The organism is Streptomyces sp. NPDC005281, from assembly GCF_040607495.1.
Lineage (GTDB): Bacteria > Actinomycetota > Actinomycetes > Streptomycetales > Streptomycetaceae > Streptomyces.
Map to the genome: position 1 here is coordinate 14,195 of NZ_JBEXGX010000038.1, position 25,648 is coordinate 39,842.

26 protein-coding genes are annotated in these 25,648 nt (G+C 70.9%); 17 read left to right on the top strand and 9 right to left on the bottom strand.

What is annotated here, in order from left to right:
• Nucleotides 1-221: 221 nt before the first annotated feature.
• Nucleotides 222-959: an SDR family oxidoreductase gene (locus ABZV42_RS35830; RefSeq protein WP_355983244.1), complete on the top strand. Its 738-nt coding sequence runs from the start codon at nt 222-224 to the stop codon at nt 957-959.
• Nucleotides 960-1,165: 206 nt separating this feature from the next.
• Here the strand turns inward: ABZV42_RS35830 and ABZV42_RS35835 are convergent, their stop codons facing one another.
• Nucleotides 1,166-1,603 (bottom strand): hypothetical protein, encoded by a 438-nt coding sequence (locus ABZV42_RS35835; RefSeq protein ID WP_019061278.1) that lies wholly within the window; start codon nt 1,601-1,603, stop codon nt 1,166-1,168.
• Between the two features lie 578 nt (nt 1,604-2,181).
• Between ABZV42_RS35835 and hemL the strand changes: the two genes are divergently transcribed.
• From hemL to ccsB, 7 genes are all read left to right on the top strand, one after another.
• Nucleotides 2,182-3,498, top strand: a complete 1,317-nt coding sequence (hemL, locus tag ABZV42_RS35840; RefSeq protein ID WP_355983242.1) for a glutamate-1-semialdehyde 2,1-aminomutase — start codon at nt 2,182-2,184, stop codon at nt 3,496-3,498.
• The gene (locus ABZV42_RS35845; RefSeq protein WP_355983240.1) at nt 3,495-4,196 is read left to right on the top strand and encodes a histidine phosphatase family protein; all 702 of its coding nucleotides are present in this window, start codon (nt 3,495-3,497) and stop codon (nt 4,194-4,196) included. The genes hemL and ABZV42_RS35845 overlap by 4 nt, the downstream gene beginning before the upstream one ends.
• A gap of 151 nt (nt 4,197-4,347) precedes the next feature.
• Nucleotides 4,348-5,610 carry a hypothetical protein gene (locus ABZV42_RS35850; RefSeq protein WP_355983238.1) on the top strand — a complete coding sequence of 421 codons (1,263 nt, stop codon included), beginning with the start codon at nt 4,348-4,350 and terminating at the stop codon, nt 5,608-5,610.
• A 66-nt stretch (nt 5,611-5,676) separates the two neighbouring features.
• Nucleotides 5,677-6,294, top strand: a complete 618-nt coding sequence (locus tag ABZV42_RS35855; protein WP_355983236.1) for a TlpA disulfide reductase family protein — start codon at nt 5,677-5,679, stop codon at nt 6,292-6,294.
• Nucleotides 6,295-6,344: 50 nt separating this feature from the next.
• Nucleotides 6,345-7,082 carry a cytochrome c biogenesis protein CcdA gene (locus ABZV42_RS35860; protein ID WP_355983270.1) on the top strand — a complete coding sequence of 246 codons (738 nt, stop codon included), beginning with the start codon at nt 6,345-6,347 and terminating at the stop codon, nt 7,080-7,082.
• A gap of 3 nt (nt 7,083-7,085) precedes the next feature.
• Complete coding sequence (locus ABZV42_RS35865) at nt 7,086-8,900, top strand: cytochrome c biogenesis protein ResB (RefSeq protein WP_355983234.1); 1,815 nt, start codon at nt 7,086-7,088, stop codon at nt 8,898-8,900.
• 29 nt (nt 8,901-8,929) lie between these two features.
• On the top strand, nt 8,930-10,018 hold the full coding sequence (gene ccsB / locus ABZV42_RS35870; protein WP_356055648.1) for a c-type cytochrome biogenesis protein CcsB: 1,089 nt from the start codon (nt 8,930-8,932) through the stop codon (nt 10,016-10,018).
• On the opposite strand, the gene ABZV42_RS35875 is transcribed toward ccsB, so the two are convergent.
• From ABZV42_RS35875 to ABZV42_RS35895, 5 genes are all read right to left on the bottom strand, one after another.
• The gene (locus tag ABZV42_RS35875; RefSeq protein ID WP_356055650.1) at nt 10,003-11,088 is read right to left on the bottom strand and encodes a hypothetical protein; all 1,086 of its coding nucleotides are present in this window, start codon (nt 11,086-11,088) and stop codon (nt 10,003-10,005) included. The genes ccsB and ABZV42_RS35875 overlap by 16 nt on opposite strands.
• Nucleotides 11,089-11,219: 131 nt before the next feature.
• Complete coding sequence (locus ABZV42_RS35880; RefSeq protein ID WP_355983268.1) at nt 11,220-12,161, bottom strand: 2-oxoglutarate and iron-dependent oxygenase domain-containing protein; 942 nt, start codon at nt 12,159-12,161, stop codon at nt 11,220-11,222.
• 94 nt (nt 12,162-12,255) lie between these two features.
• Complete coding sequence (locus tag ABZV42_RS35885) at nt 12,256-12,714, bottom strand: nucleoside deaminase (protein WP_355983228.1); 459 nt, start codon at nt 12,712-12,714, stop codon at nt 12,256-12,258.
• A gap of 65 nt (nt 12,715-12,779) precedes the next feature.
• Entirely contained in the window at nt 12,780-13,448 is a 669-nt protein-coding gene (locus ABZV42_RS35890; RefSeq protein WP_355983226.1) for a methyltransferase domain-containing protein, read from the bottom strand.
• A 223-nt stretch (nt 13,449-13,671) separates the two neighbouring features.
• Entirely contained in the window at nt 13,672-14,658 is a 987-nt protein-coding gene (locus ABZV42_RS35895; protein ID WP_356055652.1) for a zinc-binding dehydrogenase, read from the bottom strand.
• Between the two features lie 120 nt (nt 14,659-14,778).
• Between ABZV42_RS35895 and ABZV42_RS35900 the strand changes: the two genes are divergently transcribed.
• Nucleotides 14,779-15,114 (top strand): ArsR family transcriptional regulator, encoded by a 336-nt coding sequence (locus ABZV42_RS35900; protein WP_355983222.1) that lies wholly within the window; start codon nt 14,779-14,781, stop codon nt 15,112-15,114.
• A 96-nt stretch (nt 15,115-15,210) separates the two neighbouring features.
• On the opposite strand, the gene ABZV42_RS35905 is transcribed toward ABZV42_RS35900, so the two are convergent.
• On the bottom strand, nt 15,211-15,609 hold the full coding sequence (locus ABZV42_RS35905; RefSeq protein ID WP_355983220.1) for a PLDc N-terminal domain-containing protein: 399 nt from the start codon (nt 15,607-15,609) through the stop codon (nt 15,211-15,213).
• A gap of 89 nt (nt 15,610-15,698) precedes the next feature.
• Between ABZV42_RS35905 and ABZV42_RS35910 the strand changes: the two genes are divergently transcribed.
• The 8 genes from ABZV42_RS35910 to ABZV42_RS35945 all read left to right on the top strand — a co-directional run bounded on the left by ABZV42_RS35910 (nt 15,699) and on the right by ABZV42_RS35945 (nt 22,419).
• Nucleotides 15,699-17,150, top strand: coding sequence for a menaquinone biosynthesis decarboxylase (locus ABZV42_RS35910; RefSeq protein ID WP_356055654.1), 1,452 nt, complete (start codon nt 15,699-15,701; stop codon nt 17,148-17,150).
• Nucleotides 17,147-18,049, top strand: coding sequence for a menaquinone biosynthesis prenyltransferase MqnP (mqnP, locus tag ABZV42_RS35915; protein WP_355983216.1), 903 nt, complete (start codon nt 17,147-17,149; stop codon nt 18,047-18,049). Before ABZV42_RS35910 ends, mqnP begins: the two co-directional genes overlap by 4 nt.
• 31 nt (nt 18,050-18,080) lie before the next feature.
• Nucleotides 18,081-18,770, top strand: coding sequence for a UbiX family flavin prenyltransferase (locus ABZV42_RS35920; protein ID WP_355983214.1), 690 nt, complete (start codon nt 18,081-18,083; stop codon nt 18,768-18,770).
• A gap of 54 nt (nt 18,771-18,824) precedes the next feature.
• Nucleotides 18,825-19,280, top strand: a complete 456-nt coding sequence (locus ABZV42_RS35925; RefSeq protein WP_355983212.1) for an Lrp/AsnC family transcriptional regulator — start codon at nt 18,825-18,827, stop codon at nt 19,278-19,280.
• Nucleotides 19,281-19,375: 95 nt separating this feature from the next.
• Nucleotides 19,376-20,539, top strand: a complete 1,164-nt coding sequence (gene mqnE / locus ABZV42_RS35930; RefSeq protein WP_355983210.1) for an aminofutalosine synthase MqnE — start codon at nt 19,376-19,378, stop codon at nt 20,537-20,539.
• 1 nt (nt 20,540) lies between these two features.
• The gene (locus ABZV42_RS35935; protein ID WP_356055656.1) at nt 20,541-21,074 is read left to right on the top strand and encodes a GNAT family N-acetyltransferase; all 534 of its coding nucleotides are present in this window, start codon (nt 20,541-20,543) and stop codon (nt 21,072-21,074) included.
• A 221-nt stretch (nt 21,075-21,295) separates the two neighbouring features.
• Nucleotides 21,296-21,601, top strand: coding sequence for a DUF4229 domain-containing protein (locus tag ABZV42_RS35940; protein ID WP_355983206.1), 306 nt, complete (start codon nt 21,296-21,298; stop codon nt 21,599-21,601).
• A 47-nt stretch (nt 21,602-21,648) separates the two neighbouring features.
• Nucleotides 21,649-22,419, top strand: a complete 771-nt coding sequence (locus tag ABZV42_RS35945) for a TetR/AcrR family transcriptional regulator (RefSeq protein ID WP_355983204.1) — start codon at nt 21,649-21,651, stop codon at nt 22,417-22,419.
• A gap of 40 nt (nt 22,420-22,459) precedes the next feature.
• On the opposite strand, the gene ABZV42_RS35950 is transcribed toward ABZV42_RS35945, so the two are convergent.
• Together ABZV42_RS35950 and ABZV42_RS35955 are read right to left on the bottom strand one after the other, a co-directional pair.
• Complete coding sequence (locus ABZV42_RS35950) at nt 22,460-23,752, bottom strand: DUF6716 putative glycosyltransferase (protein WP_355983202.1); 1,293 nt, start codon at nt 23,750-23,752, stop codon at nt 22,460-22,462.
• A 208-nt stretch (nt 23,753-23,960) separates the two neighbouring features.
• Nucleotides 23,961-24,869 carry a MaoC/PaaZ C-terminal domain-containing protein gene (locus tag ABZV42_RS35955; RefSeq protein ID WP_355983200.1) on the bottom strand — a complete coding sequence of 303 codons (909 nt, stop codon included), beginning with the start codon at nt 24,867-24,869 and terminating at the stop codon, nt 23,961-23,963.
• Between the last annotated feature and the right edge of the window lie 779 nt (nt 24,870-25,648).

Below are 25,648 nucleotides of genomic sequence, written 5' to 3' on the forward strand. Positions count from 1 at the left end.
ATGACCCGATCGGCGGCGACACGTCTGCCTGGCCCGGTTGGGCCGTGCGGGCCGTCACCGTCAGATCCCGGTGCACCGGCCGCTGTTGTCCTTGGCCGAGCCGTGAACGATTCATGGCCGAGTCATGTCCTTCGATGCGTCACGTCGCGCCCGGCCGCGTGGGCGGGAGCCGAACCCCCCTCCTGGCACACTGATCGTCCGTACGGACGGGAGAGCCGGCCATGGGAAACGGGCGGAAGATCACGGTGGTGACCGGCGGCAGCCGCGGCATCGGGGCCGCCGTCTGCCGGCGGCTGGCCCTGGAGGGGCACGACGTCGTCATCGGCTACCGCTCCGACCGCGCGGCGGCCGGGACGGTGGCCGCCGCCGTCACGGACGCGGGCGGGCGCGCCCTTCCGGTGGCCGTGGACACGTCCGACCCCGCCGCGGTCGACGCGCTCTTCGACGCGGCGGCCGGTGAACTCGGGCCGGTCACCGGCCTGGTGAACAACGCCGGCGTCAGCGGACCCAACGGAGTGCTGGCCGATGCCGACCCCGACGGCATGCGGGACGCCCTGGCGGTCAACGTCCTCGGGTATCTGCTCTGCGCGCGCCGTGCCGTACGGGAGATGACCGCGTCCGGCGGGGGCGCGATCGTCAACATCTCGTCCGCCGCGGCGACCCTCGGCAGCCCGGGCCAGTACGTCCACTACGCCGCCGCGAAGGCGGCCGTCGACGCCCTGACCGTCGGCCTGTCCAAGGAAGTGGCCGCCGACGGCATCCGTGTGAACGGTGTGGCGCCGGGCACGGTCTGGACCGACTTCCACGAGGACCCGCGGCGCCCGGCCCGGGCGGCCGCCACCATCCCCATGGGCCGCGCCGGCCGCCCCGAGGAGATCGCCGGCGCGGTGTCCTGGCTCCTGTCGGACGACGCCTCGTACACGACGGGCGCGGTGCTCCGGGTGGCGGGCGGGATGTAGGCGACGGGGATCGGGGCCGGCCGCTCAGGCGCGGATGGGCCGGCTTGGCGATCTCCCGGGCGGTGTCCAGGAGCACAGGGCCAGGGCCTCCGGCGGCCGGCTCGGGAGGTGAGGGCCCGGATATCACCGCCGGATCGCTCAGGTGCCCGCCGGGGCATGAAAAGGCGGGGTCCGAGAACCCCGCCCGAAACCAACGGAACCCTGACTCAGGGCCACACCAGGCAGTACGGCTGGTGTCCCGCCTCGTGCAGGCGGTGTGAGAAGTCCTGCCACTCGTGCAACAGCTGGTAGACGTTGAAGGCGTCGCGCGGGCCGCCCCGGTCCGGGACGGTGGACCAGATGAAGGCGGCCGCGCCCACGGCCTCCTCGCCTATGCCGCGCAACGGGTCGACGACGGTCATCGGGAGCTTGACCACGGCGTAGTCGGGGTGCAGGACGACAAGTTCGAGCGGCGGCACCTTGTTCAGGGGGACGCCTTCTATGCCGGTGAGGACCATCGCGGCCATCGTCTCCGGCTTGATCTTGGTGAACATGCCGTTCATGCCGAGTTCGTCGCCGCCGAGTTCCTCGGGGCGCATCGAGATCGGGACCCTGGCGGCCGTCGCGCCGTCCGGCGCGCCGAAGTATTTGTACGTCACCCCCACTCGGCCACCATTCCCGCTCTCCGCCCGCAGTCGTTCGACCGCGCGATCGATCCGCTCGTCGGGGTCACCCTGCGATCCCCGTGTCTGTCCCGCTCTGCCGGCGGCTTCCTCCGCCTCACGCCGGTGCTTCCCCCGCCGGGCACGCCGAGGGTTGAGGTCATCGGTCCCCTCGCCCAGTCCGCCACCGCGATGCATATCTCCACCCGACTGCTTTTCTAAGTCGCGCGACCCCCGCCACGCAACCCGATCATCGTGACAGTGACCTCCCCCACGTTCGCACGCCGAAACGTGCGCCGAAACACCTGTCGGCGGGATCTTCGCGGCCCCTGAACACCGTCGTTCATGTGAGCTGTCCGTTCGTGGCCCAGTTTCGCAGATGGCCGGGGGAAGGGACCCGGTTGTCCTGCCGGGCTCCGTCACACCGGCCCGGCGATGGCCGGGATCATTCCTTTGTCGAGCCGTACGTCGGGCCGGGCCGGTCCGTTCACGGCGCCCCGCTGTTCCCCTCACGGCCCACCGGGGCCCCTGGCCTACCCTGAGGAGGTCCCAGCCCCCCGGAGTCGGAGAAGTCGCAGGTCATGACCGAACTGCCATACCCCTACGAAGCCCCAGCCTCGCAGTCGCTGTTCGACCGTGCGGCGGCCGTCACACCAGGTGGCGTGAATTCTCCGGTGCGCGCCTTCCGGGCCGTGGGCGGTACGCCCCGGTTCATGGTGTCCGGTACCGGTCCGTATCTGACCGACGCCGACGGCCGTGAGTACGTCGACCTCGTCTGCTCCTGGGGTCCGATGATCCTCGGGCACTCCCGCCCCGAGGTCATCGCGGCCGTTCAGGAGGCCGTCGCACGCGGTACCTCCTTCGGTACACCCGGTGAGGGGGAGGTCGCCCTCGCCGAGGAGATCGTCGCCCGCGTCGAGCCCGTCGAGCAGGTCCGGCTCGTCTCCAGCGGTACCGAGGCGACCATGTCGGCCATCCGGCTCGCCCGCGGGTTCACCCGCCGCACCAAGGTGATCAAGTTCGCCGGCTGCTACCACGGCCATGTCGACTCGCTGCTCGCCGCGGCGGGCAGCGGGGTCGCGACCTTCGCGCTCCCGGACACGCCCGGCGTCACCGGCGCCCAGGCCGCCGACACGATCGTGCTGCCCTACAACGACCTCGAGTCCGTGCAGGCCGCGTTCCACGCGCACCCCGGCGAGATCGCCTGTGTGATCACCGAGGCCTCGCCCGGGAACATGGGTGTGGTGCCGCCGGCGCCCGGCTTCAACCAGGGCCTCAAGGACGCCTGTGCGAAGAACGGCGCACTGTACATCTCTGACGAGGTCATGACCGGCTTCCGTACCAGCCGGGCCGGCTGGTACGGGATCGACGGCGTACGTCCCGACCTGATGACGTTCGGCAAGGTGATGGGCGGTGGCTTCCCGGCCGCCGCGTTCGGTGGCCGGGCGGACATCATGGCGCACCTCGCGCCGGCCGGGCCGGTGTACCAGGCGGGCACGCTCTCGGGCAATCCCGTCGCGACCGCCGCCGGGCTCGCGCAGTTGCGGCTGCTCGACCAGGCCGCGTACGACAAGGTCGACGCGGTGTCCGAGCGGATCCAGGCGCTGGTGACCGAGGCGCTCGCCAAGGAGGGCGTGACCCACCGCCTCCAGCGCGCCTCCAACATGTTCTCGGTGTTCTTCACGGGACGCGAGGTGCGCGACTACGAGGGCGCGAAGGCGCAGGAGTCCTTCCGCTACACCGCGTTCTTCCAGGCGATGCTGGCGCGGGGCGTCTACCTGCCGCCGTCCTCGTTCGAGTCGTGGTTCGTGTCGACGGCCCATGACGACCAGGCGGTTCAGAGGATCGCCGACGCCCTTCCGGCGGCGGCGCGGGCAGCGGCGGAGGCCACGGCATGAGCGAGACCAGCGGCAACAACGGCGCGGACGACATCACCGTCGTCCACCTGATGCGGCACGGCGAGGTCGCCAACCCGGAAGGGGTGCTCTACGGGCGGCTGCCCGGCTATCACCTGTCCGAGCTGGGGCGGCAGATGGCCGACCGGGTGGCCGAGCACCTCAGCGCGCGCGATGTCACGCACGTCGTGGCCTCGCCGCTGGAGCGGGCCCAGGAGACGGCCACGCCGATCGCCAAGGCCCACGGGCTCGACCTGGCGACCGACGGGCGGCTCATCGAGGCCGACAACGTCTTCCAGGGCAAGACCTTCGGTGTCGGTGACGGCGCGCTGCGGCGGCCGGAGAACTGGAAGCACCTCGTCAACCCGTTCAAGCCGTCCTGGGGCGAGCCGTACGTGGACCAGGTCGTCCGCATGATGGGGGCGCTGGACGCCGCCAAGGACGCGGCACGCGGCCACGAGGCGGTTGTGGTGAGCCATCAGCTGCCGATCTGGATCGTCCGCAGCTACGCGGAGAAGCGGCGGCTCTGGCACGATCCGCGCAAGCGGCAGTGCACCCTGGCGTCGTTGACGACGTTCACCTACCGCGGCGACAAGATCGTGTCCGTGGGCTACACCGAGCCCGCGCGCGATCTGGTTCCGGCTCATCTCCTCGCGGGCGCCAAGCCGGTGAAGGGGAAGGGCAAGGCGTTCGGGGCCTGACGGTCAAAACCGAAGAGCCGGGCTAAATGGGCGCATCTTCGTAAAATCATATAAATCCGCGCGCGTTAAACGGAACCCCCGACTTCGTCGTGCCCTCTCATGGGATACAAGCTGAGAGTCAGCTGAGAGGGTGCGATGAAAAGAGGACCGTATGCGCGACGTCAGCCGAAGGGGAATGATCGGCCTCGGTGCGGGTGCGGCGACCGCGCTCGGACTCGCCGCGTGCGGCACCACCTCGGGTAAGGGCTCCGCGGATCATCCCGACCCCTCCGCCACGGCCGGCACCGGCCGGCCCGGCGCCCCCAAGAAGCCGGCCGCGCGTCTCATCGGCGACGGCTCCACCGCGTACACCGGCAAGCAGCCTCGCCAGCCGCAGGCCCCCGTGCCGCTGGAACCCGGCCAGACCCCGCCGCAGTTCGTGGTCTTCTCCTGGGACGGCGCCGGAGAGGTCGGCACCGGCCTCTTCGACCGCTTCCTCCAGCTCGCCGAGCAGAACGACGCGCACATGACGTTCTTCCTCTCCGGGCTGTACCTGCTGCCCGAGTCGAAGAAGCGCCTCTACGACCCGCCGAACAACCCCCGCGGCGCCTCGGACATCGGCTACCTGAGCGACGAACACGTCCGCTCCACGCTGAAGCTGGTCCGTCAGGCCTGGCTCGACGGCCACGAGATCGGCACCCACTTCAACGGCCACTTCTGCGGCGGCTCCGGCTCGGTCGGCAACTGGACGCCCCGGCAGTGGACCAGCGAGATCGAACAGGCCAAGTCCTTCATCACCGAGTGGCGCACCAACACCGGCTGGACCGACCTGCCCCCGCTGCCCTTCGACTACGAGAAGGAGCTCATCGGCGCCCGCACCCCGTGCCTGCTCGGCCAGGACAACCTGCTGCCCGCCGTCAAGGAGCTCGGCTGGCGCTACGACGCCTCCTCGCCCGGCGGCGTCCAGCGCTGGCCGCAGAGGAAGGGAGGGCTGTGGGACCTGCCCCTTCAGGCGATGCCCTTCCCCGGGCACCGCTTCGAGGTCCTCTCGATGGACTACAACATCCTCGCCAACCAGTCGGTGGCCACCACCCGGGCACCCTCGTACAACTACCCGGGCTGGCGCACCCAGGCGTCCGCGTCGTACGTGGCGGGATTCAAGCGGACGTACGAGACGAACCGGGCGCCCTTCTTCATCGGCAACCACTTCGAGGAGTGGAACGGCGGCATCTACATGGACGCCGTGGAGCACGTGTTCACCCACATCGCCCGGGAGAAGCAGAAGGGCGGCGACGTGCGCATGGTCTCCTTCCGCCAGTTCGTGGACTGGCTGGACGTCCAGCGGCCCGAGGTGCTCGCCAAGCTCCAAGCGATGGACGTCGCGGAGGAGCCCGTCGGGGGCTGGCACCGCTACCTCCGGGGACAGGCCGCCTGAAATGCGGGTTTCCGCCCGCAAGGGGGGTGCGGAAGATCCCCGAATCGGGCATGCGAAACTTTTCACATGAGTGCCGCCTGCCGCGCAGACCAGCGCCCGAACCGCCCCCGCGCCGCCCTGTACACCGCGGGGGCCGCCGTCGCCGCGCTCCTGCTGTCCGCGTGCGGATCCGGCGGCACCTCGGGCGGCGCGGACAACAGCAACTTCGTCCGCGGCAAGGACGGCATCTCCACCGTCGCCAAGGGGTCCAGGGCCACCGCCCCGGACCTCTCGGGCAAGACCATCGACGGCAAGCAGCTCGACGTCGCGGACTACAAGGGCAAGGTCGTCGTCCTCAACGTCTGGGGCTCCTGGTGCCCGCCGTGCCGCGCCGAGACCCCGAACCTGGTCAAGGTCGCCAAGGAGACCGCAGCGCAGGGCGTGCAGTTCGTCGGCATCAACACCCGTGACCCCAGCACCTCCCCGGCCAGGGCCTTCGAGAAGGCACAGGGCGTCCCGTACCCCAGCCTGTACGACCCGACGGGCAAGCTGATGCTCCGCTTCAAGAAGGGCACGCTCAACCCGCAGACGATCCCCTCCACGATCATCATCGACCGGAACGGGAAGATCGCGGCCCGCACGCTCCAGGCGCTCAGCGAGGACAAGCTGCACGAGATGCTCGCCCCCGTCCTCGCGGAGAAGTGACCGAAGTGTCCCTTCTCCAGGCCTCCGTGAACCTCGCCGCCCCGACCGACATGAACACCACGGTCTACAGCGGCGCCCTGCTGCTCGCGCTGCCCATCGCCGTGCTCGGCGGGCTCGTCTCCTTCTTCTCGCCGTGCGTCCTGCCGCTGGTGCCCGGCTATCTGTCGTACGTCACCGGAGTCAGCGGCACGGATCTGGCGGAGGCCAGACGGGGACGGATGGTCGCCGGGGCCAGCCTGTTCGTGCTCGGCTTCACCGCCGTGTTCGTCTCCGGCGGCGCGCTGTTCGGGTACTTCGGCTCGACGCTGCACGAGTACAACGGCACGCTCAGCAAGGTCCTCGGCGGACTGATGATCGTGATGGGTGTGTTCTTCATGGGGCTGATGCCCTGGCTCACCCAGCGCGAGTTCCGCTTCCACCGGCGGCCGGTGACCGGGCTCGCGGGTGCGCCGATCCTGGGCGCGCTCTTCGGCATCGGCTGGACGCCGTGCCTGGGCCCGACGCTCACCTCCGTCACCGTGCTCTCCATGGACCAGGCGAGCGCCGGGCGCGGGGCCATACTGACCGTTGCGTACTGCCTCGGCCTGGGAGTGCCCTTCGTCCTCGCCGCGGTCGCCTTCCGCAAGGCGCTCGGTGCGTTCGGCTGGGTGAAGCGCCACTACGCCTGGGTGATGCGGATCGGCGGCGGAATGATGATCGTGACCGGCCTGCTGCTGCTCACCGGTGCCTGGGACGGCATCGTGCAGCAGATGCAGACCTGGTCCGACGGCTTCACGGTAGGGATCTGATCCATGAGCACGACCGACACTGACACCGGCTCCGGCGGGACGGAGGAGCGGGCGAGCGCCAAGCGGCACATCGGGGCGAGCGCCGACGGTGAACTCGGCGAGGCCGCCTCGCAGCTGTCCACCGCGCCCGTCGAGACGGCGATGCCCGGCTCCTTCGGAGGCCGGCGGACCCCCGGCGCCCTCGGAGGGATCGCCTGGACCGCCCGCGAGGTCACCGGCTGGGTCCGCTGGATCTGGCGCCAGCTGACGTCGATGCGGGTCGCGCTGATCCTGCTCTTCCTGCTGTCGCTCGGCGCCATCCCCGGATCGCTGATCCCGCAGTCCGGCACCGACGCGACGAAGGTGCAGGACTTCAAGGACGCGCACAGCGTGCTCGGTCCGCTCTACGACCGGCTCGGCCTGTTCCACGTGTACAGCTCGGTGTGGTTCTCCGCGATCTACATCCTGCTGTTCGTCTCGCTCATCGGCTGCATCGTGCCCCGCACCTGGCAGTTCGTCGGACAGCTCCGCGGCCGTCCGCCGGGCGCCCCGAAGCGGCTGTCCCGGCTTCCCGCGTACGCGACCTGGCGCACCGCGGCTGAGCCCGAGCAGGTCCGTGAGATCGCGCTGAAGGTGCTCAAGGAGAAGCGGTTCCGGGCGCACGTCGAGAAGGACGCCGTCGCCGCTGAGAAGGGCTATCTGCGCGAGACCGGCAACCTGCTCTTCCACATCGCGCTGATCGTGATGCTCGTCGCCTTCGCCTGGGGCCAGCTCTTCAAGTCCGAGGGCGACAAGCTGATCGTCGAGGGTGACGGCTTCTCCAACACGCTCCTGTCCTACGACGACTTCAAGTCCGGCAACCTCTTCAGCACCGACGACCTGACACCGTTCAGCTTCGACCTGAAGAACTTCACCGGCACCTACGAGCGGACGGGCCCCAACAAGGGCACGCCCCGCACGTACCAGGCGGCTCTCACCTACAGCGAGGGCGCCTACGGCAAGGAACACAACACGGTCGTCAAGGTCAACGAGCCGCTCGTGATCGGCGACACGAAGGTCTATCTGACCGCCCACGGCTACGCGCCGACCGTGACCGTCCGGGACGGCAAGGGCAAGGTCGTCTTCCACGACGCCGTGCCCCTGCTGCCGCTGGACTCCAACGTCACCTCGCAGGGCGCCGTCAAGGTCATGGACGGCTACCGGAACGCGCAGGGCAAGAGCGAACAGCTCGGCTTCTCCGCCTTCTTCGTGCCGACCTTCGCGGGGGCGGGCAAGGGCGACATGTTCTCCCAGTTCCCCGCGCTCGACTACCCGGTGCTCGCGCTGAGCGGCTTCCACGGCAGCCTCGGGGTCGACGCGGGCCTCCCGCAGAACGTGTACCAGCTCGAGACCGGCCACATGAAGCAGTTCAAGGACGCCAAGGGCGCGATCCTCAAGGCGCGGCTGCGGCCCGGCGAGACGATGACGCTGCCGGACGGCGCCGGTTCGATCACCTTCGACAAGGACATCAAGGAGTGGGCGAACTTCCAGGTCACCCAGCAGCCCGGCAGTGACTGGGCGCTGGCCGGGGCGTTCGCCGCGATCCTCGGACTCGCCGGTTCGCTGTTCATCCAGCGCCGCCGGGTCTGGGTGCGGGCGACCACCGGCGACGACGGTGTCACCGTCGTCGAGATGGCCGGGCTCGGCCGCAGCGAGTCCGCGAAGCTTCCCGAGGAGCTCGGCGACCTGGCCGCGCTCGTGCACGAACAGGCACCCACCAAGCCCGACGAAGACGCGGCACCCACCGACGCCGACGCCGAATCCCCCGTACCCGCCGCTGAAGGGTCCAAGAAGCAGTGACGCTCGCCACCGCACACGACCTTGGCGCCGTGACCGATCTGGCCACCGCGACCAACGAACACCTCGCCAACATCAGCAACACGCTGATCTACTCCGCGATGGCCGTCTACACCCTGGCCTTCTTCGCGTTCATCGCCGAGTGGATCTTCGGCAGCCGCAGCAAGGTCGCCCGCACCGCCAACGCGCTCACCGCGAACGGCGCGAAGACGGCCGTGGCGGCTCCCGAGGTCACGGTGCAGAAGGCCGGCGGCACCGCCGTGCTGGAGCGGCCGAAGGTCGTCACCCGGTCCGCGGCGGGCGCGCGGGACGTGCCCGACGGGCCCGGCGCGCACGGCGGGGACGAACAGGGCGACCTCTACGGTCGGATCGCCGTGTCCCTCAGCGTGCTGGCGTGGGGCGTCGAGGCGGCCGGTGTGCTCGCCCGCGCGCTGTCCGTGGGGCGCGCCCCCTGGGGCAACATGTACGAGTTCAACATCACCTTCTCCACCGTCGCCGTCGGGGTCTTCCTCGTTCTGCTCGCGCTGAAGAAGAACGTCCGCTGGCTCGGCCTGCCCCTGATCACCTCGGTCCTGCTCGACCTCGGTCTCGCGGTCACCGTCCTGTACACCGCGAGCGACCAACTGGTGCCCGCGCTGCACTCGTACTGGCTGTACATCCACGTCTCGACCGCAATCCTGTGCGGCGCCGTCTTCTACGTGGGCGCCGTCGCCACGGTGCTGTACCTCTTCAAGGACTCGTACGAGGGCAAGCTCGAGAAGGGCGGACAGCCCGGCCGGTTCGCCACCTCCGTCATGGAGCGGCTGCCCGCCTCGGCCTCGCTCGACAAGTTCTCCTACCGCGTGAACGCCGCCGTCTTCCCGCTGTGGACGTTCACGATCATCGCGGGCGCGATCTGGGCCGGCGACGCCTGGGGCCGCTACTGGGGCTGGGACCCCAAGGAGACCTGGGCGTTCATCACCTGGGTCGCCTACGCCTGCCATCTGCACGCGAGGGCCACGGCCGGCTGGAAGGGCCGCAAGGCCGCCTACATCGCCCTGGTCGCCTTCGGCTGCTGGCTGTTCAACTACTACGGCGTCAACATCTTCGTCGGCGGCAAGCACTCCTACGCGGGAGTCTGACCCGCCCCTCGGGGCAGCGGGACGAGCAGTGCCCGCGAGGACGGTGAGGTGCCGGGCCGCCAGCCGGTGGCCCGGGCCGTCTCGGGCAGGTCGAGGCGGCCCGCGTTGCGCAGTGCCGGATGCGTGTGGCCGCGTAGCGCGGCGAAGAACACGGCCTGGTCCCTGATGCCGTCGGCGCGGTCGCGCAGGACCGGCTCCATGAGGCCGAGGCCCGCGCGCTCCTGGACGTTGTCGATCAGCAGGAGCGGGCGTCCCCGCCGGTGCGAGCGCTGGACGACGCCCGCGTACGCGTCGTCCAGGTCGGCCAGCAGCGCCCGGACGAGATGGCGTTCGGCGTGTCTGCGGGAGTCGCCGCCCGCCCGGAAGTGCCGGGAGAGCAGGATCAGCGCGAGCTTGGGGCTGCCGTCGGCGTTCGGGCAGTCGCGGTACCAGGCGGCGGCCCCGCGCAGCCGGCGGTGGGCCGGCGAGACGCCCTCCGTGAAGGCTTCCAGCGTCGCCTCGATGACGGGCTCCGTCATCGGACCCGTCCCGCTCATGGACGCGACGAGCCTGGAGATCACCTTGCTCGTCCAGCGCCCGCTGAACCCCGACAGCCAGGAATCGGTCTCGCCGAGCAGCAGGACCCGCTCCGCCTCCTGCCGGACGCGCGGTACGTCACGGGCGCTCCAGCCGCCCGCCGCGACCGCCAGCAGTCCGCACGACAGCCGCGGGAATCCGATCCGTCCCGCGCCCTTCACGGGTTCGGCGAGCTGTTCCGCGGCCGTGGTGAGCGCCTGCCCGACCGGCGACCAGGACTCGGCCGGACGGTCCGGGGGCGGCGCCCCGAACTGCCGGTCCTCGGCGTCGACCAGGGCGGTGGGGGTGTGCCCGCGGTAGGCGTCGCGCAGGGCGAGGAGCACGGCGGTCTTGCCCAGTCCCCGGCCGCCCGCGAAGACCACGAAGGGTGGCTCCTCCGGGTGTTCGTACGGTGTGGCGCGCGGCTGGTAGGGACGCAGGCCGACCAGTCGTGACGCGAGTCCGGGCGGATCGGCGTCGAACAGCGCCCCCCGGTCGTGCAGCCCTGTGTGCACCGCATCTCCCCCTGGTCCGCGGTCCGGTTCGTATGTGCTGTTGTGAGGTGTATCAACAACAGTGCAAGAAGGGGCAGTTGGTTCGGGATAGGACGTCCGGTGTCCGTTCATTTGCGAAAACGTGCGGCAGTTCAGCCGACGGTGATCGAATCGAGCTTCTCGCGCAGATAGACATGGGAGTCGACGGGTTCGTACGCGGCGCGGCCCACGGGCGCGGGCACCGACTCGACCAGGGTTCCCGGGGTGCACTCGCCGAAGTACACGAGCGAGATCAGCTCCTCCGCGGGGGCCTCGGCCGGCGGCGGCAGCACCCGGTGCCGTCCCGAGCGCCAGCGGTCGCCGGTCCAACGGGCCATGAGGTCACCGATGTTGATCGTCAGCGCGGCCGGGTCGTACGGCGCGTCCTGCCAGCCGTCCGCGTCCGTGAACACCTGGAGCCCGCCCTTGCCGGCCTGCCGGTCGAGGATGGTGACGGTGCCGAAGTCGGTGTGCGGCCCGATGCGGAACTGGCCCGGCCTCGGCGCGCCGACGACCTCCGTGCCCGGATACCAGTTGATGTTGAAGCCGTACGTCGGATGGTCCATGTGCCGGGTGAAGAAGTCCGGTTCGAGGCCGAGGGCGTCGCCCAGCAGTTCCAGCAGCAGGTTCTCCAGCCCGGCCATCGCCGTCAGGTACTCCTCGCAGAGTTCCCGCAGTTGCGGGGTCTCGGCGGGCCAGACGTTCGGCGCGTACCACTGCGCGTCGGTCTCCGGGTCGTCGAACGGCTCGCGGGTCGCGAAGGTCAGCGACTCCTTGAGGTCGGGCGGGGTCTCGGTGCCCTCCGCGTAGCCGTTGGCCTCGGCGCCCGGCCCGAGCCAGCCGCGCCCGCCGACCCGGGTGGCGTACGGCTGTTTGGTCCCGGCGGGCAGCGCGAAGAAGGCGCGGGCCGCCTCCCGCAGCCGGCGGCGCAGTTCCGGGTCCACGCCATGGCCGGTGACGAGCAGGAAGCCGGCCGTGCGGAGGGCGTCGTCGACGGTGCGAGCGAGCGCGTCGCGGGCTTCGCGGTCCCCGGAGAGCCAGGGCCCGAGGTCGATGGTGGGAACGGCGGAAGCGGCGGGGTGAGCGGATCCGCCGGTGCCGGGGGGCGCGGAGTGTGCGGATCTGCCGGTGCCGGTGGCCGGCTTCGGGTCATTCACCGATGTCCTCGTTCCACAGGGCCGGGTTCTTCTCGATGAAGTCGCGCATCAGCGCGGTGCACTCGGGGTCGTCGAGCAGCACGATCTGGACGCCGTGCTCGGCGAGCCAGTCGTGGCCGCCACGGAAGGTGGCCGCCTCGCCGACGACGACCCGGGAGATCCCGAACTGCCGGACCAGCCCGCAGCAGTACCAGCACGGCGACAGGGTGGTCACCATGGTCGTACCGCGGTACGTCCGCTGCCGTCCCGCGTCCCGGAAGGCGGCCGTCTCACCGTGGGCCGAGGGGTCGCCGTCCTGGACACGGCGGTTGTGGCCCCGTCCGAGCAGGGTTCCGTCGGCGCCGTACAGCGCGGCCCCGATGGGGATCCCGCCCTCGGCGAGCCCGGTCCGTGCCTCCGCCAGGGCGGTCGCGAGCCACTCGCGGGCCTGTGCCTGATCGATGCGCTCCATGGCTCCACTGTCCCCCGGACCCGCCCCGCGTGTGCCCGGAACACGAGGGCGGTGCGAGGAAGTGCTCAGCGGGCCGTCGCGGGAGCCAGGGGATCTCCGGTCCTGCGGGCCAGGATGAACGCCTGCGGGGTCTTCTCCCGGTCATCGGCTTCGCGGACGAGGCGGGCGACCTCCGACAGGCCCGCCGCCCGCAGGAGCACGGCGACCCGCTCGGGCGGGAAGCGGTGGACGTCGAGATCCACGTCATGGCCGTACGCGTGCTCCAGCCGGACCTGTTCGTCGCCGGCCTTGAAGGCGATGAGCAGATGGCCGCCGGGGGCGAGGACGCGGTGGAACTCCGCGAACATCACGGGCAGTTCGTCGATCGGTGTGTGCACCGTGGAGTACCAGACGAGTGCTCCGGCGAGGGTGCCGTCCGGGAGGTCGAGGCCGGTCATCGTGCCCGTCTCGAACCGCAGATGAGGATGGGCCCGCCGGGCCACCGCCACCATCCCGGGCGACAGGTCGATCCCGAACGCGTCGAGCCCGAGCTTCTCCAGATGGACGGTCACCCGCCCCGGCCCGCACCCGAGATCGGCCACGGTCCCGCCCCCGCCGGCCCGCACCCGTTCGGCGAACGCCGTCAGCATCGCCGTGTCCAGCGGCTGCGCGACCGGCTTGTCCTTGAACAGCTCGGCGTAGTCGGCGGCGACGGTGTCGTAGGAGGCGCGGGTGGCATGGAGACGGGTCGTCATGGCGGTGAAGGCTAGGACCTCTCCGGCCGATCATGCCGCAGACGCGGGGTCCGGCACGCGCGTCTGCGGCGTTGTCGTCGGTTGCCGACGCTCCGCGTCGACGCCCTCCTCCGCCTTGCAGCCACACGCACCGGACCCCGCTCACCGGCACCGTCCAGAACCGTCAGTTCCCTGCGACTTGATCGGCCGGACAGGTCCTAGACGGGAGGCCCGGCCGTCGCGGTCACGATCGTACGGAACCGGCCACCCGCAGCAGCAGCTTGCCCGTGCTCGTCCGTGATCCCATCAGCGTGTGCGCCTCCGCCGCCGCCTCCAGGGCGAACTCCGCCGTCACCGGCAGGGTCACGGTCCCGTCGACCACCGCCTCGAACGCGCGCGAGGCGATGCCGCGGAGCGTGGCCGGGGCCGTCCTGGCCAGGCCGAGGATCGAGAACCCGGCGACCGACAGGCCGGTCGGGTAGAGCTCGGGCTGACCCACCGTCCAGGGCTCCGCCGAGCTCGCGTTGCCGAAGGAGACCAGCCGGCCGAAGGGGGCGAGGGAGGCGAGGGAGTTGCGGAGAGTCTCGCCGCCCACCGGGTCCAGGGCCAGATCCACCCCCCGGCCCGAGGTCGCCGCGCGCACCTCGTCCCGGAAGGAGCCCACGAACACCTGGTCGTAGCCGTTGCCGAGGGCGTACTCGGCCTTCGGCGCGCTGGACACGACGCCGTAGACCCTGCCGGCCCCGGCCGTCTTCGCCAGCTGGCCCAGCACCGTGCCCACACCGCCCGCCGCGCCCTGGACGAGCACCGACTCGCCGGGCTGGAGCCGGCCCACGGTGTGCAGGAGCGCGTACGCCGTGGGCAGGACGGTGGGCAGGGTGGCGCCGGTGCGCAGTCCGACTCCGCCGGGCAGCGGGAAGACCGTCACCGCGTCGGCCACGGTCACCTCCGCGTACGCCCCGCCCTCCGTCAGCGCCGCGACCTCCTGGCCGGCCCGCAGTCCCGTGACGTCGGGGCCGACCGCCCGGATCCGGCCCGACACCTCGAGTCCGGGCACGAACGGGAGGTCCGGTACGCGGTAGCCCTCCGACCTCGCCTTGAGGTCGGCGAAGTTCACGCCCGCGTACGCCACGTCGATGCTCACCTGCCCGGGGCCGGGATCGGGGACCTTCGCCTCGGTGACCCGCAGGACCTCGGGACCGCCGTACTCCTGGAATTGGACCGTACGCATGGCACACTCCTGATCGGCGCTCGACTGTTCAACGAGAAGCGAACACTCGGGAGTGTATGGTTTTCATCGAACACTCTGCAAGCGGATCGCGGAGACAGGGAAGAACTCAGGGAGGCCGACGTGGCGGAGCGCAAGAGTCACCGGGCGGCACCCGAGCACACCCACCCCGACGGGGTCCCCGTGCTCGCCGCCCTCGGCGCCCTCGGCGATCCCGTGCGGATCCAGCTCGTCAGGGAACTGGCCGGGTCCGCGGAGTGGAGCCGCAGCTGCGGCAGCTTCGACGTGCCCGTCGGCAAGGCGGCTCTCAGCCATCACTTCGCCGTGCTGCGCGGCGCCGGTCTCGTCGAGCAGCGCGACGAGGGCCCCAGGCGGGTCAACCGGCTGCGCAGGCGGGAGTTCGAGGCCCGCTTCCCCGGCCTCCTCGCGCTCGTCCTGCGCGAGGACGCCCCCCGCTAGGGCCTGCGTCCGCGCGTCGCGCGGGGCGGGGCGCCCGTGAGGCTCGGCCCAAGTGGGCCGGAGTCCCCCCTCTTTGGGCAGAGGGAGGACGTCACGTCAGGACTCCTCGTCGGACCTGCTCTGCTCCTCGCGCCGCTTCAGCTCGTCCTCGCGGCGCCGCAGGTCGGCCTCCCAGTCCTTCAGCAGCGCCTCGTCCTTGCGGTTCTCGGCCTTGAGGGACTGGAGGAACTCGGGGTTGTCGTCGGGAGCGACGAACGCCGTGCGGTGGCTGCGGTGCCACTCAAAAGGCGTGGAGCCGCCCGACGGACCACGGCGGTTGCGGCCCGCGACGAGCCAGGCGACCGGACCGACCAGCACCTCGCCGAACAGCAGGATGATGATGACCCAGACCACCTTGGGCAGGCCTCTGACCTCTTCCTCCGGCGTGTTCAGGCAGTCGATGAAGGCGTAGATCCACAGCGCCAGGACCAGCAGGAACGGCAGATACCTGAGCATGGCCGAACGATCCCCCAGTGAGCGACGGCGGGGCGGCACAGGCCCCCCGGTGACGGGCACAGGGTAGCGGGTGGCCGATACTTGGACACATGGCTTACGACGATCTTCGCTCCCTGCTCAGGGCGCTGGAGCGCGAGGGAGACCTCAAGCGCATCAAGGCCGAGGTGGATCCGTACCTGGAGGTCGGGGAGATCGTCGACCGGGTGCAGAAGGCGGGCGGCCCCGCGCTGCTCTTCGAGAACGTGCGCGGGTCGGCGATGCCGCTCGCGATGAACGTGTTCGGCACCGACCGGCGCCTGCTGAAGGCCCTCGGCCTGAAGTCGTACGCCGAGATCTCCGACAAGATCGGCGGACTGCTCAGGCCCGAGCTGCCGCACGGCTTCGTCGGCGTGCGCGAGGCCTTCGGGAAGCTCGGCGCGATGGCGCACGTGCCGCCGAAGAAGGTGAAGGACGCGCCGGTGCAGGAGGTGGTGCTGCGCGGCGACGACGTCGACCTCGACGCCCTGCCCGCCCTGTTCACCTGGCCCGATGACGGCGGCTCCTTCTTCAACCTCGGGCTCACCCACACCAAGGACCCCGAGTCCGGCATCCGCAACCTCGGTCTCTACCGGCTCCAGCGGCACGACAAGCGCACCATCGGCATGCACTGGCAGATCCACAAGGACAGCCGGAACCACTACCAGGTCGCCGCCCGCAGGGGCGAGCGGCTGCCCGTGGCGATCGCCTTCGGATGCCCGCCCGCCGTCACGTACGCCTCCACCGCCCCGCTGCCCGGTGACATCGACGAGTACCTGTTCGCCGGGTTCCTCCAGGGCAAGCGGATCGAGATGGTCGACTGCAAGACCGTGCCGCTCCAGGTGCCCGCGAACGCCGAGGTCGTCATCGAGGGCTGGCTGGAGCCGGGCGAGATGCTGCCCGAGGGGCCGTTCGGCGACCACACCGGGTTCTACACCCCGCAGGAGCCGTTCCCGGCGCTGACCATCGACTGTGTGACGATGCGTAAGCGGCCGCTGCTCCAGTCCATCGTGGTGGGCCGGCCCCCGACGGAGGACGGACCGCTGGGCCGGGCGACGGAGCGGTTCTTCCTGCCCCTGCTGAAGATCATCGTGCCGGACATCGTGGACTACCACCTGCCGGAGGCGGGCGGTTTCCACAACTGCGCGATCGTCGCGATCGACAAGAAGTACCCCAAGCACGCCCAGAAGGTGATGCATGCCGTCTGGGGCGCACACATGATGTCCCTGACGAAGCTCGTCATCGTCGTCGACGCGGACTGCGACGTCCACGATCTGCACGAGGTGGCCTGGCGCGCGCTCGGCAACACGGACTACGGACGTGACCTCACCGTCGTCGAAGGCCCGGTCGACCATCTCGACCACGCCTCCTACCAGCAGTTCTGGGGCGGCAAGGCGGGCATCGACGCGACGAAGAAGTGGCCCGAGGAGGGCTACACGCGGGACGGCGGCTGGCCCGAGATGGTGCTGTCCGACCCGCAGACGGCGGCGAAGGTCGACCGCCGTTGGAAGGAGTACGGGCTGTGAGTTCAGCTTCCGCGGCGCTTCCGCAGCCGGGCCGCACCAAGGCGTTCCTGCGCCTCGTCATGATCGAGCACTCGGTGTTCGCGCTGCCCTTCGCCTACATCGCCGCGCTGACGGCGATGTTCGAGGTCGACAAGAACATCCACTGGGGAAAGCTGCTCCTGGTCACCGTCGCGATGGTGGGCCTGCGCACCTTCGCCATGGCGGCGAACCGGATCATCGACCGGGAGATCGACGCCCGCAACCCCCGCACGGCCCAGCGTGAACTGGTCACCGGCGCGATGAGCGTGAAGCACGCCTGGACCGGCGCGCTGGTCGCCCTGGTCGTCTTCCTCGCCGCCGCCGCCCTGCTCAACCCGCTGTGCCTGGCGCTGGCGCCCATCGCGGTCATCCCGATGGTCGTCTACCCGTACGGCAAGCGGTTCACGAACTTCCCGCAGGCCATCCTCGGTCTCGCCCAGGCGATGGGCCCGATCGGCGCCTGGATCGCCGTCACCGGAACCTGGTCCTGGGACGCGGTCGTCCTCGGTCTCGCGGTCGGCGTCTGGATCGGCGGCTTCGACCTGATCTACGCCTGCCAGGACGTCGAGACCGACCGCGAGATCGGTGTGATGTCGGTGCCGGCGCGCTTCGGCATCCCGGCCGCGATCTGGGGCGCGCGCGGCTGTCATGCCGTGACGACGGCGCTCTTCGTCTGGTACGGGGCCGCCACCGGCGCGGGTGCCTTCTTCTGGCTGGGCCTGGTGATCGTCGCGGGCGCGTTCCTCTACGAGCACTCCATCGTGAAGCCGCACGACCTGACCCGTCTGAACCGGGCGTTCTTCCAGGTCAACGGCTTCATCGGCATCGCACTGTTCGTGTGTGCCCTGCTCGACCTGCTGGTGCGAGGGCTCACGGTCTGAACATGGGCGGTGGCCGGATAGGCTCGACATCATGAAGCCAGGACAGACGCAGCGCCGGCCTTGGATCGTGGGGGTGTCCGGCGCGTCCGGTACGCCGTACGCGGCCGCGGTGCTGCGTTCGCTGCTGGAAGCGGGGGAGAGCGTCGACCTGGTCGTCAGCAGGGCCTCACGGCTCACGCTGCTCGACGAGACCGGCCTCCCGTTCCGTGACGCCCACTGGCGAGGCGACCTGCGCGCGTGGCTGACGCGGGGCGCCGACGGCAAGCCCGGCACCTTCGACGTCCCCGAGGAGCACCTCGACGGCGTACGGCACTGGAGCGCGGGCGACCTGGCGGCGGGGCCCTCGTCGGGCTCGTACCCGGCCAAGGGCATGATCGTCGTGCCGGCGTCCACCGCCTGCGTCGCCGGAGTCGCCCTCGGCCTGTCCAAGGACCTGCTCCAGCGGGCCGCGAGCGTCACCCTCAAGGAGGGACGCACGCTGGTCGTCGCCGTCCGGGAGACCCCGCTGAACGGGCAGACACTGCGTCACCTGGTCTCCCTGGACGACGCGGGCGCCATCGTCCTGCCCGCGTCGCCGGCGTTCTACGCGGGAGCCACGCACATCCAGGACCTGGTGGACTTCGTCGCCGGGCGGGCTCTCGACGCGGCGGGTGTCGAACACGGCCTTTACCGCAGGTGGAAGGGCGAACTCGGGAGCGGTTCCCGGGACGCCACCACCTAGACTCGCAAGATTCTCAGGACTTCTCAGACCTTTTCAGCGGAAGGCTTCGATCGCATGGACGCGGTGGACAGGCAGCTCATCCAGGCCTTGAGAGAGAACGGCCGGGCCTCCTACGCGGAGCTGGGGCGCCTCGTCGGTCTGTCGGGACCCAGTGTCACCGACCGCATCAACCGGCTGGAGGCGGCCGGCGTCATCATCGGGTACCGCGCGACGGTCGACTCGGCCTCGCTCGGCCTCGGCGTCACCGCGCTGATCGGCATCTCGCTCTCCGACGCGGCCGACCACGAGGACGTGGCCCACCGGCTGCGCGACCTCAGCGAGATCGAGGACTGCTGGTTCATCGCGGGCGACGACTCGTTCATGCTCAAGGTGCGCTCCAGCGACGTCGACGGACTGGAGAAGACCATCCGGCGCCTGTCCGGGACCAAGGGCGTCTCCCGCACCCGCACGACGATCGTGCTCTCCACGAAGTGGGAGAACCGGGTCGGCGAGCTGCCCGAGGAGGACTGAGCACACCCCGGGCGCGAAGGCCCTGGTGGGGGCCCGTTCGCCCGAAGGGCGGGGGAGTACGGTTGGCAGCGTTCGTCACAGGGAGAGGTAATCGCATGGATGTCGGGCTCAAGCGCGAGCTGGAGGACAAGGTCCGGGCCGGTGAGCGGCTGACCCGCGAGGACGGCATCGCGCTCTACGAGTCGGACGACCTGGCCTGGCTCGGCGGGCTCGCGCACGAGGTGCGGACGCGGAAGAACGGCGACGTCGTCCACTTCAACGTCAACCGTCACCTCAACATGACGAACGTGTGCACCGCGTCCTGCGCGTACTGCTCGTTCCAGCGCAAGCCGGGCGAGAAGGACGCGTACACGATGCGCATCGAGGAGGCCGTCCGCCTCGCCAAGTCGATGGAGGGCGAGAACCTCACCGAGCTGCACATCGTCAACGGCCTGCACCCCAGCCTGCCCTGGCGCTACTACCCGCGCTCGCTCAGCGAGCTGAAGAAGGCCCTCCCGGACGTCTCGCTGAAGGCGTTCACGGCCACCGAGATCCACCACTTCGAGACCATCTCGGGGCTGTCGGCCTCGGAGATCCTCGACGAGCTGATCGAGGCCGGTCTGGAGTCGCTGACCGGTGGCGGCGCGGAGATCTTCGACTGGGAGGTCCGGCAGCACATCGTCGACCACCGCACCCACTGGGAGGACTGGTCGCGCATCCACCGTCTCGCGCACGAGAAGGGTCTCAAGACCCCGTGCACGATGCTGTACGGGCACATCGAGGAGCCCCGGCACCGGGTCGACCACGTGCTGCGGCTGCGTGAGCTCCAGGACGAGACCGGCGGCTTCCAGGTCTTCATCCCGCTGCGCTACCAGCACGACTTCGTGGACATGAAGGACGGCAAGGTCAGGAACCGCCTCCAGGCGCGCACCCAGATGGCGACCGGCGCCGAGGCGCTGAAGACGTTCGCGGTCTCCCGGCTGCTCTTCGACAACGTCCCGCACGTCAAGGTCTTCTGGGTCATGCACGGCGTCCAGACCGCCCAGCTCGCGCTCCAGCACGGCGCCGACGACATGGACGGCTCGGTCGTCGAGTACAAGATCACGCACGACGCCGACAACTACGGCACCCCGAACAAGCTCACCCGCGAGGACCTCCTCGACCTGATCCGTGACGCGGGCTTCCAGCCCGTCGAGCGCAACACGCGCTACGAGATCATCCGCGAGTACGACGGCCCGGACGCGGAGCGCCGCGAGTCGCCGCAGGCCATGCGGGTCTGAAGTGGCGCTGGTCTTCGAGCTGGACCCGGCGGTCACCCCTGTCCTCCGGGACGGTGTCGTCGGCCTCTGGGTGGACGTCTCGAACGCGGGCGGCTCCGTCGGCTTCGTGCCGCCGGTGGCCGCCGGCGACGTACGCCCCGAACTCGTGAAGCACTTCGTCGCCATGACGGAGGGCCGCACCCGGCTGCTCGTCGGCCGGGACGAGGAGGGCGGCGTCGCCGCGACCGCCTTCATCACCCTCAACACCCACCGGCTGATGAAGCACTGGGTGTGGCTGTACACCGTGATGGTCCACCCGCGGCACCAGGGCAAGGGGTACGGCCGGGACCTGCTCGCCGCCGCCGAGGTGGCGGCGGGCGGCCTCGACGGCGTCGACGCGATACGGCTGACCTGCCGGGGCGGCGAGGGCCTCGAGCGCTTCTATGCCTCCTGCGGCTACAAGGAGGTCGGGCGGGTGCCCGGCGCGATCCGTGTCGCGCTCGGCGACGAGCGGGACGACATCACGATGCTGCTGCCGCTCGCGCGCCGCGACTGAGGGTTCCCGCGCCCCACGGCCGAGAACCCTCCTGCTCCGCGGCCGAGAACCCTCCTGCTCCACGGCCGAGAACCCTCCCGCTCCGCGGCCGAGAACCCTCCCGCTCCGCGGTGAGGGCACTCGTGCTCCGTGACCGAGGACCCCCTGCAAGATCGCTGTCCCGGCGTGCTTCACTGGACGGAGTTCTTTGGGGACGTTCGGAACGGGAAGAGTGGATTGAGATGTTCCGCTACACACTGATGCGCCTCGGTATCTTCGTGGGCTGCCTCGTGGTCGTCTGGGGCCTCGTCTACTCGGGCATCGCCCCGCGCGGACTCGGCGACTCCAACTACATGTGGGTCGTCCTGCTGGCCCTGGTGATCTCCGCGCCGATCAGCTTCGTCGTCCTGCGCGGCGCCCGCGACCGCGCCTCGGAAGAGGTCGTCGCCCGGGTGGACCGCACCCGGGCGAACCTGGAGCGCAACCGCAACCAGGAGGACGCCGCCGTGGACGAGAGCGCCCGGGGCGCCGCGAACCAGGCCTCCTGAAACCGCTGTGCGCCCGGCCGCGCGGCGGCCCCTCGTAGGCTTGGCGCATGGGTGCTGTGAAGAACAAGCGGATGCCGCGTGCGGTACGCGAACAGCAGATGCTGGACGCGGCTGTACGGACCTTCGGGCAGCGTGGGTACCGGGCCGCGTCGATGGACGAGATCGCCGAACTCGCGGGCGTGTCCAAGCCGTTGGTGTACCTGTACCTGAACTCCAAGGAAGACCTGTTCACGGCGTGCATCCGGCGTGAGGCCAAGGCGCTCACCGAGGCGGTCCGCGCCGGTGTCCGCCCCGAGCTGGCCGCCGACCGGCAACTCTGGGAAGGGCTGCGGGCGTTCTTCACCCACACCGCCGACAACCCGGACGGCTGGTCGGTCCTGCACCTCCAGGCCCGAACGCACGGTGAGCCCTTCGCCGCCGAGGTCTTCGCGATGCGCGAGGAACTGGTCCGGTTCGTCACACAGTTGATCGTCGTCGCCGCCCGCGAGGCGCACCGCGACCCCTCGCTGCCCACGCGCGAGGTCGCCGGGCTCGCCGAGGCGCTGGTCGGCGCCGCCGAGTCGATGGCCGCGTGGGCCAACGCCACCCCGGGCGTCTCGGCCCGGCAGGCCGCCGCCACCCTGATGAACTTCGCCTGGGCGGGACTCGGCACCCTCATGCAGGGCCGGCCGTGGTCCCCGCCGGCCCCGGAGCCGGGCACGGGGCCGGGCACGGGGCCGGGCGTCGCGAGCGCGAGGCCGGTTCCGGGGCCGCGCACGGCGCCGGTCCCCGGGCCGGGCGCGGGAAGCGTCCCGCCCCAGACCGCCACGGAGGCCTGACCCGCCCGGCCGGCCCGGGTCCCGCCCGCGTCGGGTGGGCTCAGTTCTGGCCCCAGCGGCGCAGCGCGGGGGCGACCTTCTCCCGGCCCACGCGGTAGAGGGACTTGGCGCCGCTGCGCGCGGCGCGGCGGACGACCGTCCGCAGCGGGCCCGCGCCGCCCGCGCCGGGCGCGAGGACGAGCGGTCTGCCCTTCTCGTCGAGGCCGTTGCGCTCCAGGATGCCGCCGAGGTACGCCCCCGCCCGCTGCGGCGAGTAGTACGGGCGCAGCGCGGGCAGCCGTCCCGCCGCTCCCAGCGCGTCGAGCCTGGCGCGGGCGGCGGCGTACGGATCGCTCTTGCCGACGCCCTGCCGTGCCGCCCAGACCGGGTCGACGCGGGGCGCTGCGCCTGCGTCCAGGTCGTCCCAGGACGCGAGGCAGCCGGAGTGCACGAAGTAGTGGTTGCCGTGCGCCTCGCGGACCCCGAAGTCGGTGAGGATCGCGGTCGGGATGCCGCGGTGCATCGACTCGAGGGCGGCCGTCGAGCTGACGGTCACCAACAGGTCGGTGCGGTCGAGGACTTCGCCCATGTTGCCGTAGGTCAGCCGCAGGTTGGCCGGGGCGGGCTCGGCCAGCTTCTCGACGAGCGTCTGGTACGGGTCGGCCTCGACGTGCGTGGTGTGCTCGCCCGGGAGACTGCGCAGTTTCATCAGCACCAGCCGTTCGGGATGCCGTCGCGCGTGGGCCGCGGCCCGCTCCAGCAGCCTGAGCCGGGATTCCCGGCCCTTGGGCACCGACGGCTGGACGGCGAAGGTGAGCGTGAAGGGCCTTTCCGGGGACGGCAGATAGGGCTCCCCGCCGAGGAAGGGCAGCGCGCACTCCACCACCGAGTCCGCGTCGACGCCGACGCTCGCGAACGCGGCACGGAAACGGTCCGCGTCGTAGGCGCTGTTGGCGAGGACGAGGTCGGTTCCGGCCCGGGTCATGAGTCCGTCGACCATCTTCTCGTACACGACCCCGACATACCCCGTGACCGTGACCGGCCGCCGCTCCCGTCCCTCCCACGCGATCCCCAGGGCGTGGGTGAGCGCGAGTGTCGTACCGCCGGCCGTGGCCAGCACGACCACGTCGGCGGCGCCGATTTCCGCGTCGTCGACCAGCTCCGCCACCGTGACCTCGCGCCGGGTGTCCGGCACGATCCCGATCTCCGTCAGCTGGCGCTCCGTCGGGGTGGCCCGGGTGCGCAGGAAGAGCGCGTCGAGGGCGTGCCCGGGCGCGATCTGCCGGGCGACGGACGCGCCCCACTTCCAGCGGGTGTCGGAGTCGGCGATGACGGCGATACGTCTGGACGGCATGGTTCGGGAGCCTTTCCTGGCGGCGGCCTGGGGAGTGGACCGAGGCTAGGAACGGTGTCTGAGGGTGGGATGAGGGGCTGCTTGAAAGCACCTTGGTGCGCTGGGTGCGCACTGTGAGAGCTTTCTCAACATGCCCTTACCATCAGGGAGTTGATGGCAGCAGCTGAAGGCGGCGAGGGGCTTTCGCCGTGCGGTGTTCGTCAGAAGTTCACCCGTCTCGCGCGTGGAGCGGCCGTACGGCGCCGGTCAGATGGACCCGGTCGCCCGAGCGGAGCTCGAAGGACGGGCCGAGCGACGCGTAGGTCACCGTCCCCGGCAGTGGAACCGGTGCCCTGAACTCGGCCCGCACGTACACCGCTTGACGTGGTCCGTACTCGGCGAGGCAGCGGGCGACCGTCCACATGCCGTGCGCGATGGCTCCCGGGAAGCCGAACAGGCGGGCGGTGAGGGGGTGCAGATGGATGGGGTTGCGGTCCCCCGAGACGGCGCCGTAGCGACGGCCGACGTCCGGCGCGAGGCGCCACTCGGCGACGGCGGGAAGCGGCTCGGGTATCTCGGCGGAGGACGGCGGGACGCTCCGCGGGCTCTCGCGGCACTTGTCCGTGTTCCGGGGCCTGTGCCGGGCGAGGTAGGTGCTTCTCGACTCCCATACGAGCCTGCCGTGGACCCTCGCCTCGGTCAGTACGGTCGCCTCGGTGCCCCGTCGGTGCGGCGCCAACTTCTCGACCAGCACGGCCAGTTCGTACGCGGCCGTCGCGGTGGTCTCCTGGTGTCGGGTGATCTCGATCGAGGTGTGCACCAGCCCGAGCAGCGGAAGCGGGAACGCGCGCCCCGCCATGATCCGCATCGCCAGCGGAAAGGCGAGCACATGCGGATACGTGACCGGCAGGGCGTCCGCGCCGGTCGGGAACCCGCACACCCTCTCGTACGCGGCGAGGTGGGCGAGGTCGACCCGTGCGCCGGAGAGGAGGAGCCGGGCGGCGGGGGCGGGAGCGTCCGGGCGGGGCCGCTTGAAGGGGGAGAGCAGGGCGCCGCGGGCCAGCAGCGGGACGAGCGGGGGAGGAGCGGCGAGGGTGCGGGTCCGCGGCTCGGGGCTAACGGGAGGCTGAGTGCGCATCGGAGTCTCCAGGCGGACGGGGGGGTGCGCGGCTTTCCGGAAGGGGGATTGCCCGGCGTTCGGGCGGGCATTAATTTACTCTGGAGTAAGTTACCGGGGGTAAGGCTACGTCAGGGGGAGGGCGGGGTCGAGATGATGCGCGGAGGTCTCTGGAGGGCGGAGCGCTCGGCGACGGCTCGCCGGGGCTCGGGTGCGGGGGCGGGTGGGGGCTCGGGTGCACGCTCGGGCGCGGGCTCGCCCGGCGCGTCGGCGTACGGGTCGGCGGGGCCGCCGGTGCCGGGTTCGTCGGGTTCGCCGCTACCGGTTCTGCCGGGACCGCCGGCATCGGTTCTGCCGGGTCCGGCGACGCCGGGTCCCCCGGGGTCGCCGGTACCGGTTCTGTCGGGGTCGCCGACGCCGAGTCCCCCGGGGTCGCCGGTACTGGATCTGTCGGGGGCGCTGGCGCCGGGTCCGCCGGTATCGGTTCTGCAGGGTCCGCCGGATTCGGGTCCGTCGGTTTCGCCGGTACCGGTTCTGTCGGGGTGGCCGGTACCGGTTCTGCCGGTTCTGCCGGTATCGGATCTGCCGGGTCCGCCGACGCCGAGTCCCCCCGGGTCGCCGACGCCGGTTCCGCCGGAGCGGAAAAGGCACAGCTACCCCGGGTAACTCCCACCTCGCCTACGGCAAAGCGTCACAAACCCCACACTTCGGAGCCGTAGGATCCCCGTTTCACCGGGTTGCCGAGAACCCTGAACCCCCCACCCTCCAGGGCCGTATGAGAAATCGCGCGCCCGCGCGCT

Bases quoted from the DNA above. Each gene is read 5' to 3' on its own strand.
- hemL (WP_355983242.1), top strand. From the start codon at position 2,182: ATGACCGAACTGCCATACCCCTACGAAGCCCCAGCCTCGCAGTCGCTG.
- ABZV42_RS35865 (WP_355983234.1), top strand. From the start codon at position 7,086: ATGAGCACGACCGACACTGACACCGGCTCCGGCGGGACGGAGGAGCGG.
- ABZV42_RS35950 (WP_355983202.1), bottom strand. From the start codon at position 23,752: ATGCCGTCCAGACGTATCGCCGTCATCGCCGACTCCGACACCCGCTGG.
- ABZV42_RS35945 (WP_355983204.1), top strand. From the start codon at position 21,649: ATGGGTGCTGTGAAGAACAAGCGGATGCCGCGTGCGGTACGCGAACAG.
- ABZV42_RS35910 (WP_356055654.1), top strand. From the start codon at position 15,699: ATGGCTTACGACGATCTTCGCTCCCTGCTCAGGGCGCTGGAGCGCGAG.
- ABZV42_RS35860 (WP_355983270.1), top strand. From the start codon at position 6,345: ATGAACACCACGGTCTACAGCGGCGCCCTGCTGCTCGCGCTGCCCATC.
- ABZV42_RS35920 (WP_355983214.1), top strand. From the start codon at position 18,081: ATGAAGCCAGGACAGACGCAGCGCCGGCCTTGGATCGTGGGGGTGTCC.
- ABZV42_RS35855 (WP_355983236.1), top strand. From the start codon at position 5,677: ATGAGTGCCGCCTGCCGCGCAGACCAGCGCCCGAACCGCCCCCGCGCC.
- ABZV42_RS35830 (WP_355983244.1), top strand. From the start codon at position 222: ATGGGAAACGGGCGGAAGATCACGGTGGTGACCGGCGGCAGCCGCGGC.
- ABZV42_RS35845 (WP_355983240.1), top strand. From the start codon at position 3,495: ATGAGCGAGACCAGCGGCAACAACGGCGCGGACGACATCACCGTCGTC.
- ABZV42_RS35940 (WP_355983206.1), top strand. From the start codon at position 21,296: ATGTTCCGCTACACACTGATGCGCCTCGGTATCTTCGTGGGCTGCCTC.
- mqnE (WP_355983210.1), top strand. From the start codon at position 19,376: ATGGATGTCGGGCTCAAGCGCGAGCTGGAGGACAAGGTCCGGGCCGGT.
- ABZV42_RS35895 (WP_356055652.1), bottom strand. From the start codon at position 14,658: ATGCGTACGGTCCAATTCCAGGAGTACGGCGGTCCCGAGGTCCTGCGG.
- ABZV42_RS35850 (WP_355983238.1), top strand. From the start codon at position 4,348: ATGCGCGACGTCAGCCGAAGGGGAATGATCGGCCTCGGTGCGGGTGCG.
- ABZV42_RS35885 (WP_355983228.1), bottom strand. From the start codon at position 12,714: ATGGAGCGCATCGATCAGGCACAGGCCCGCGAGTGGCTCGCGACCGCC.
- ABZV42_RS35890 (WP_355983226.1), bottom strand. From the start codon at position 13,448: ATGACGACCCGTCTCCATGCCACCCGCGCCTCCTACGACACCGTCGCC.
- ABZV42_RS35955 (WP_355983200.1), bottom strand. From the start codon at position 24,869: ATGCGCACTCAGCCTCCCGTTAGCCCCGAGCCGCGGACCCGCACCCTC.
- ABZV42_RS35925 (WP_355983212.1), top strand. From the start codon at position 18,825: ATGGACGCGGTGGACAGGCAGCTCATCCAGGCCTTGAGAGAGAACGGC.
- ABZV42_RS35905 (WP_355983220.1), bottom strand. From the start codon at position 15,609: ATGCTCAGGTATCTGCCGTTCCTGCTGGTCCTGGCGCTGTGGATCTAC.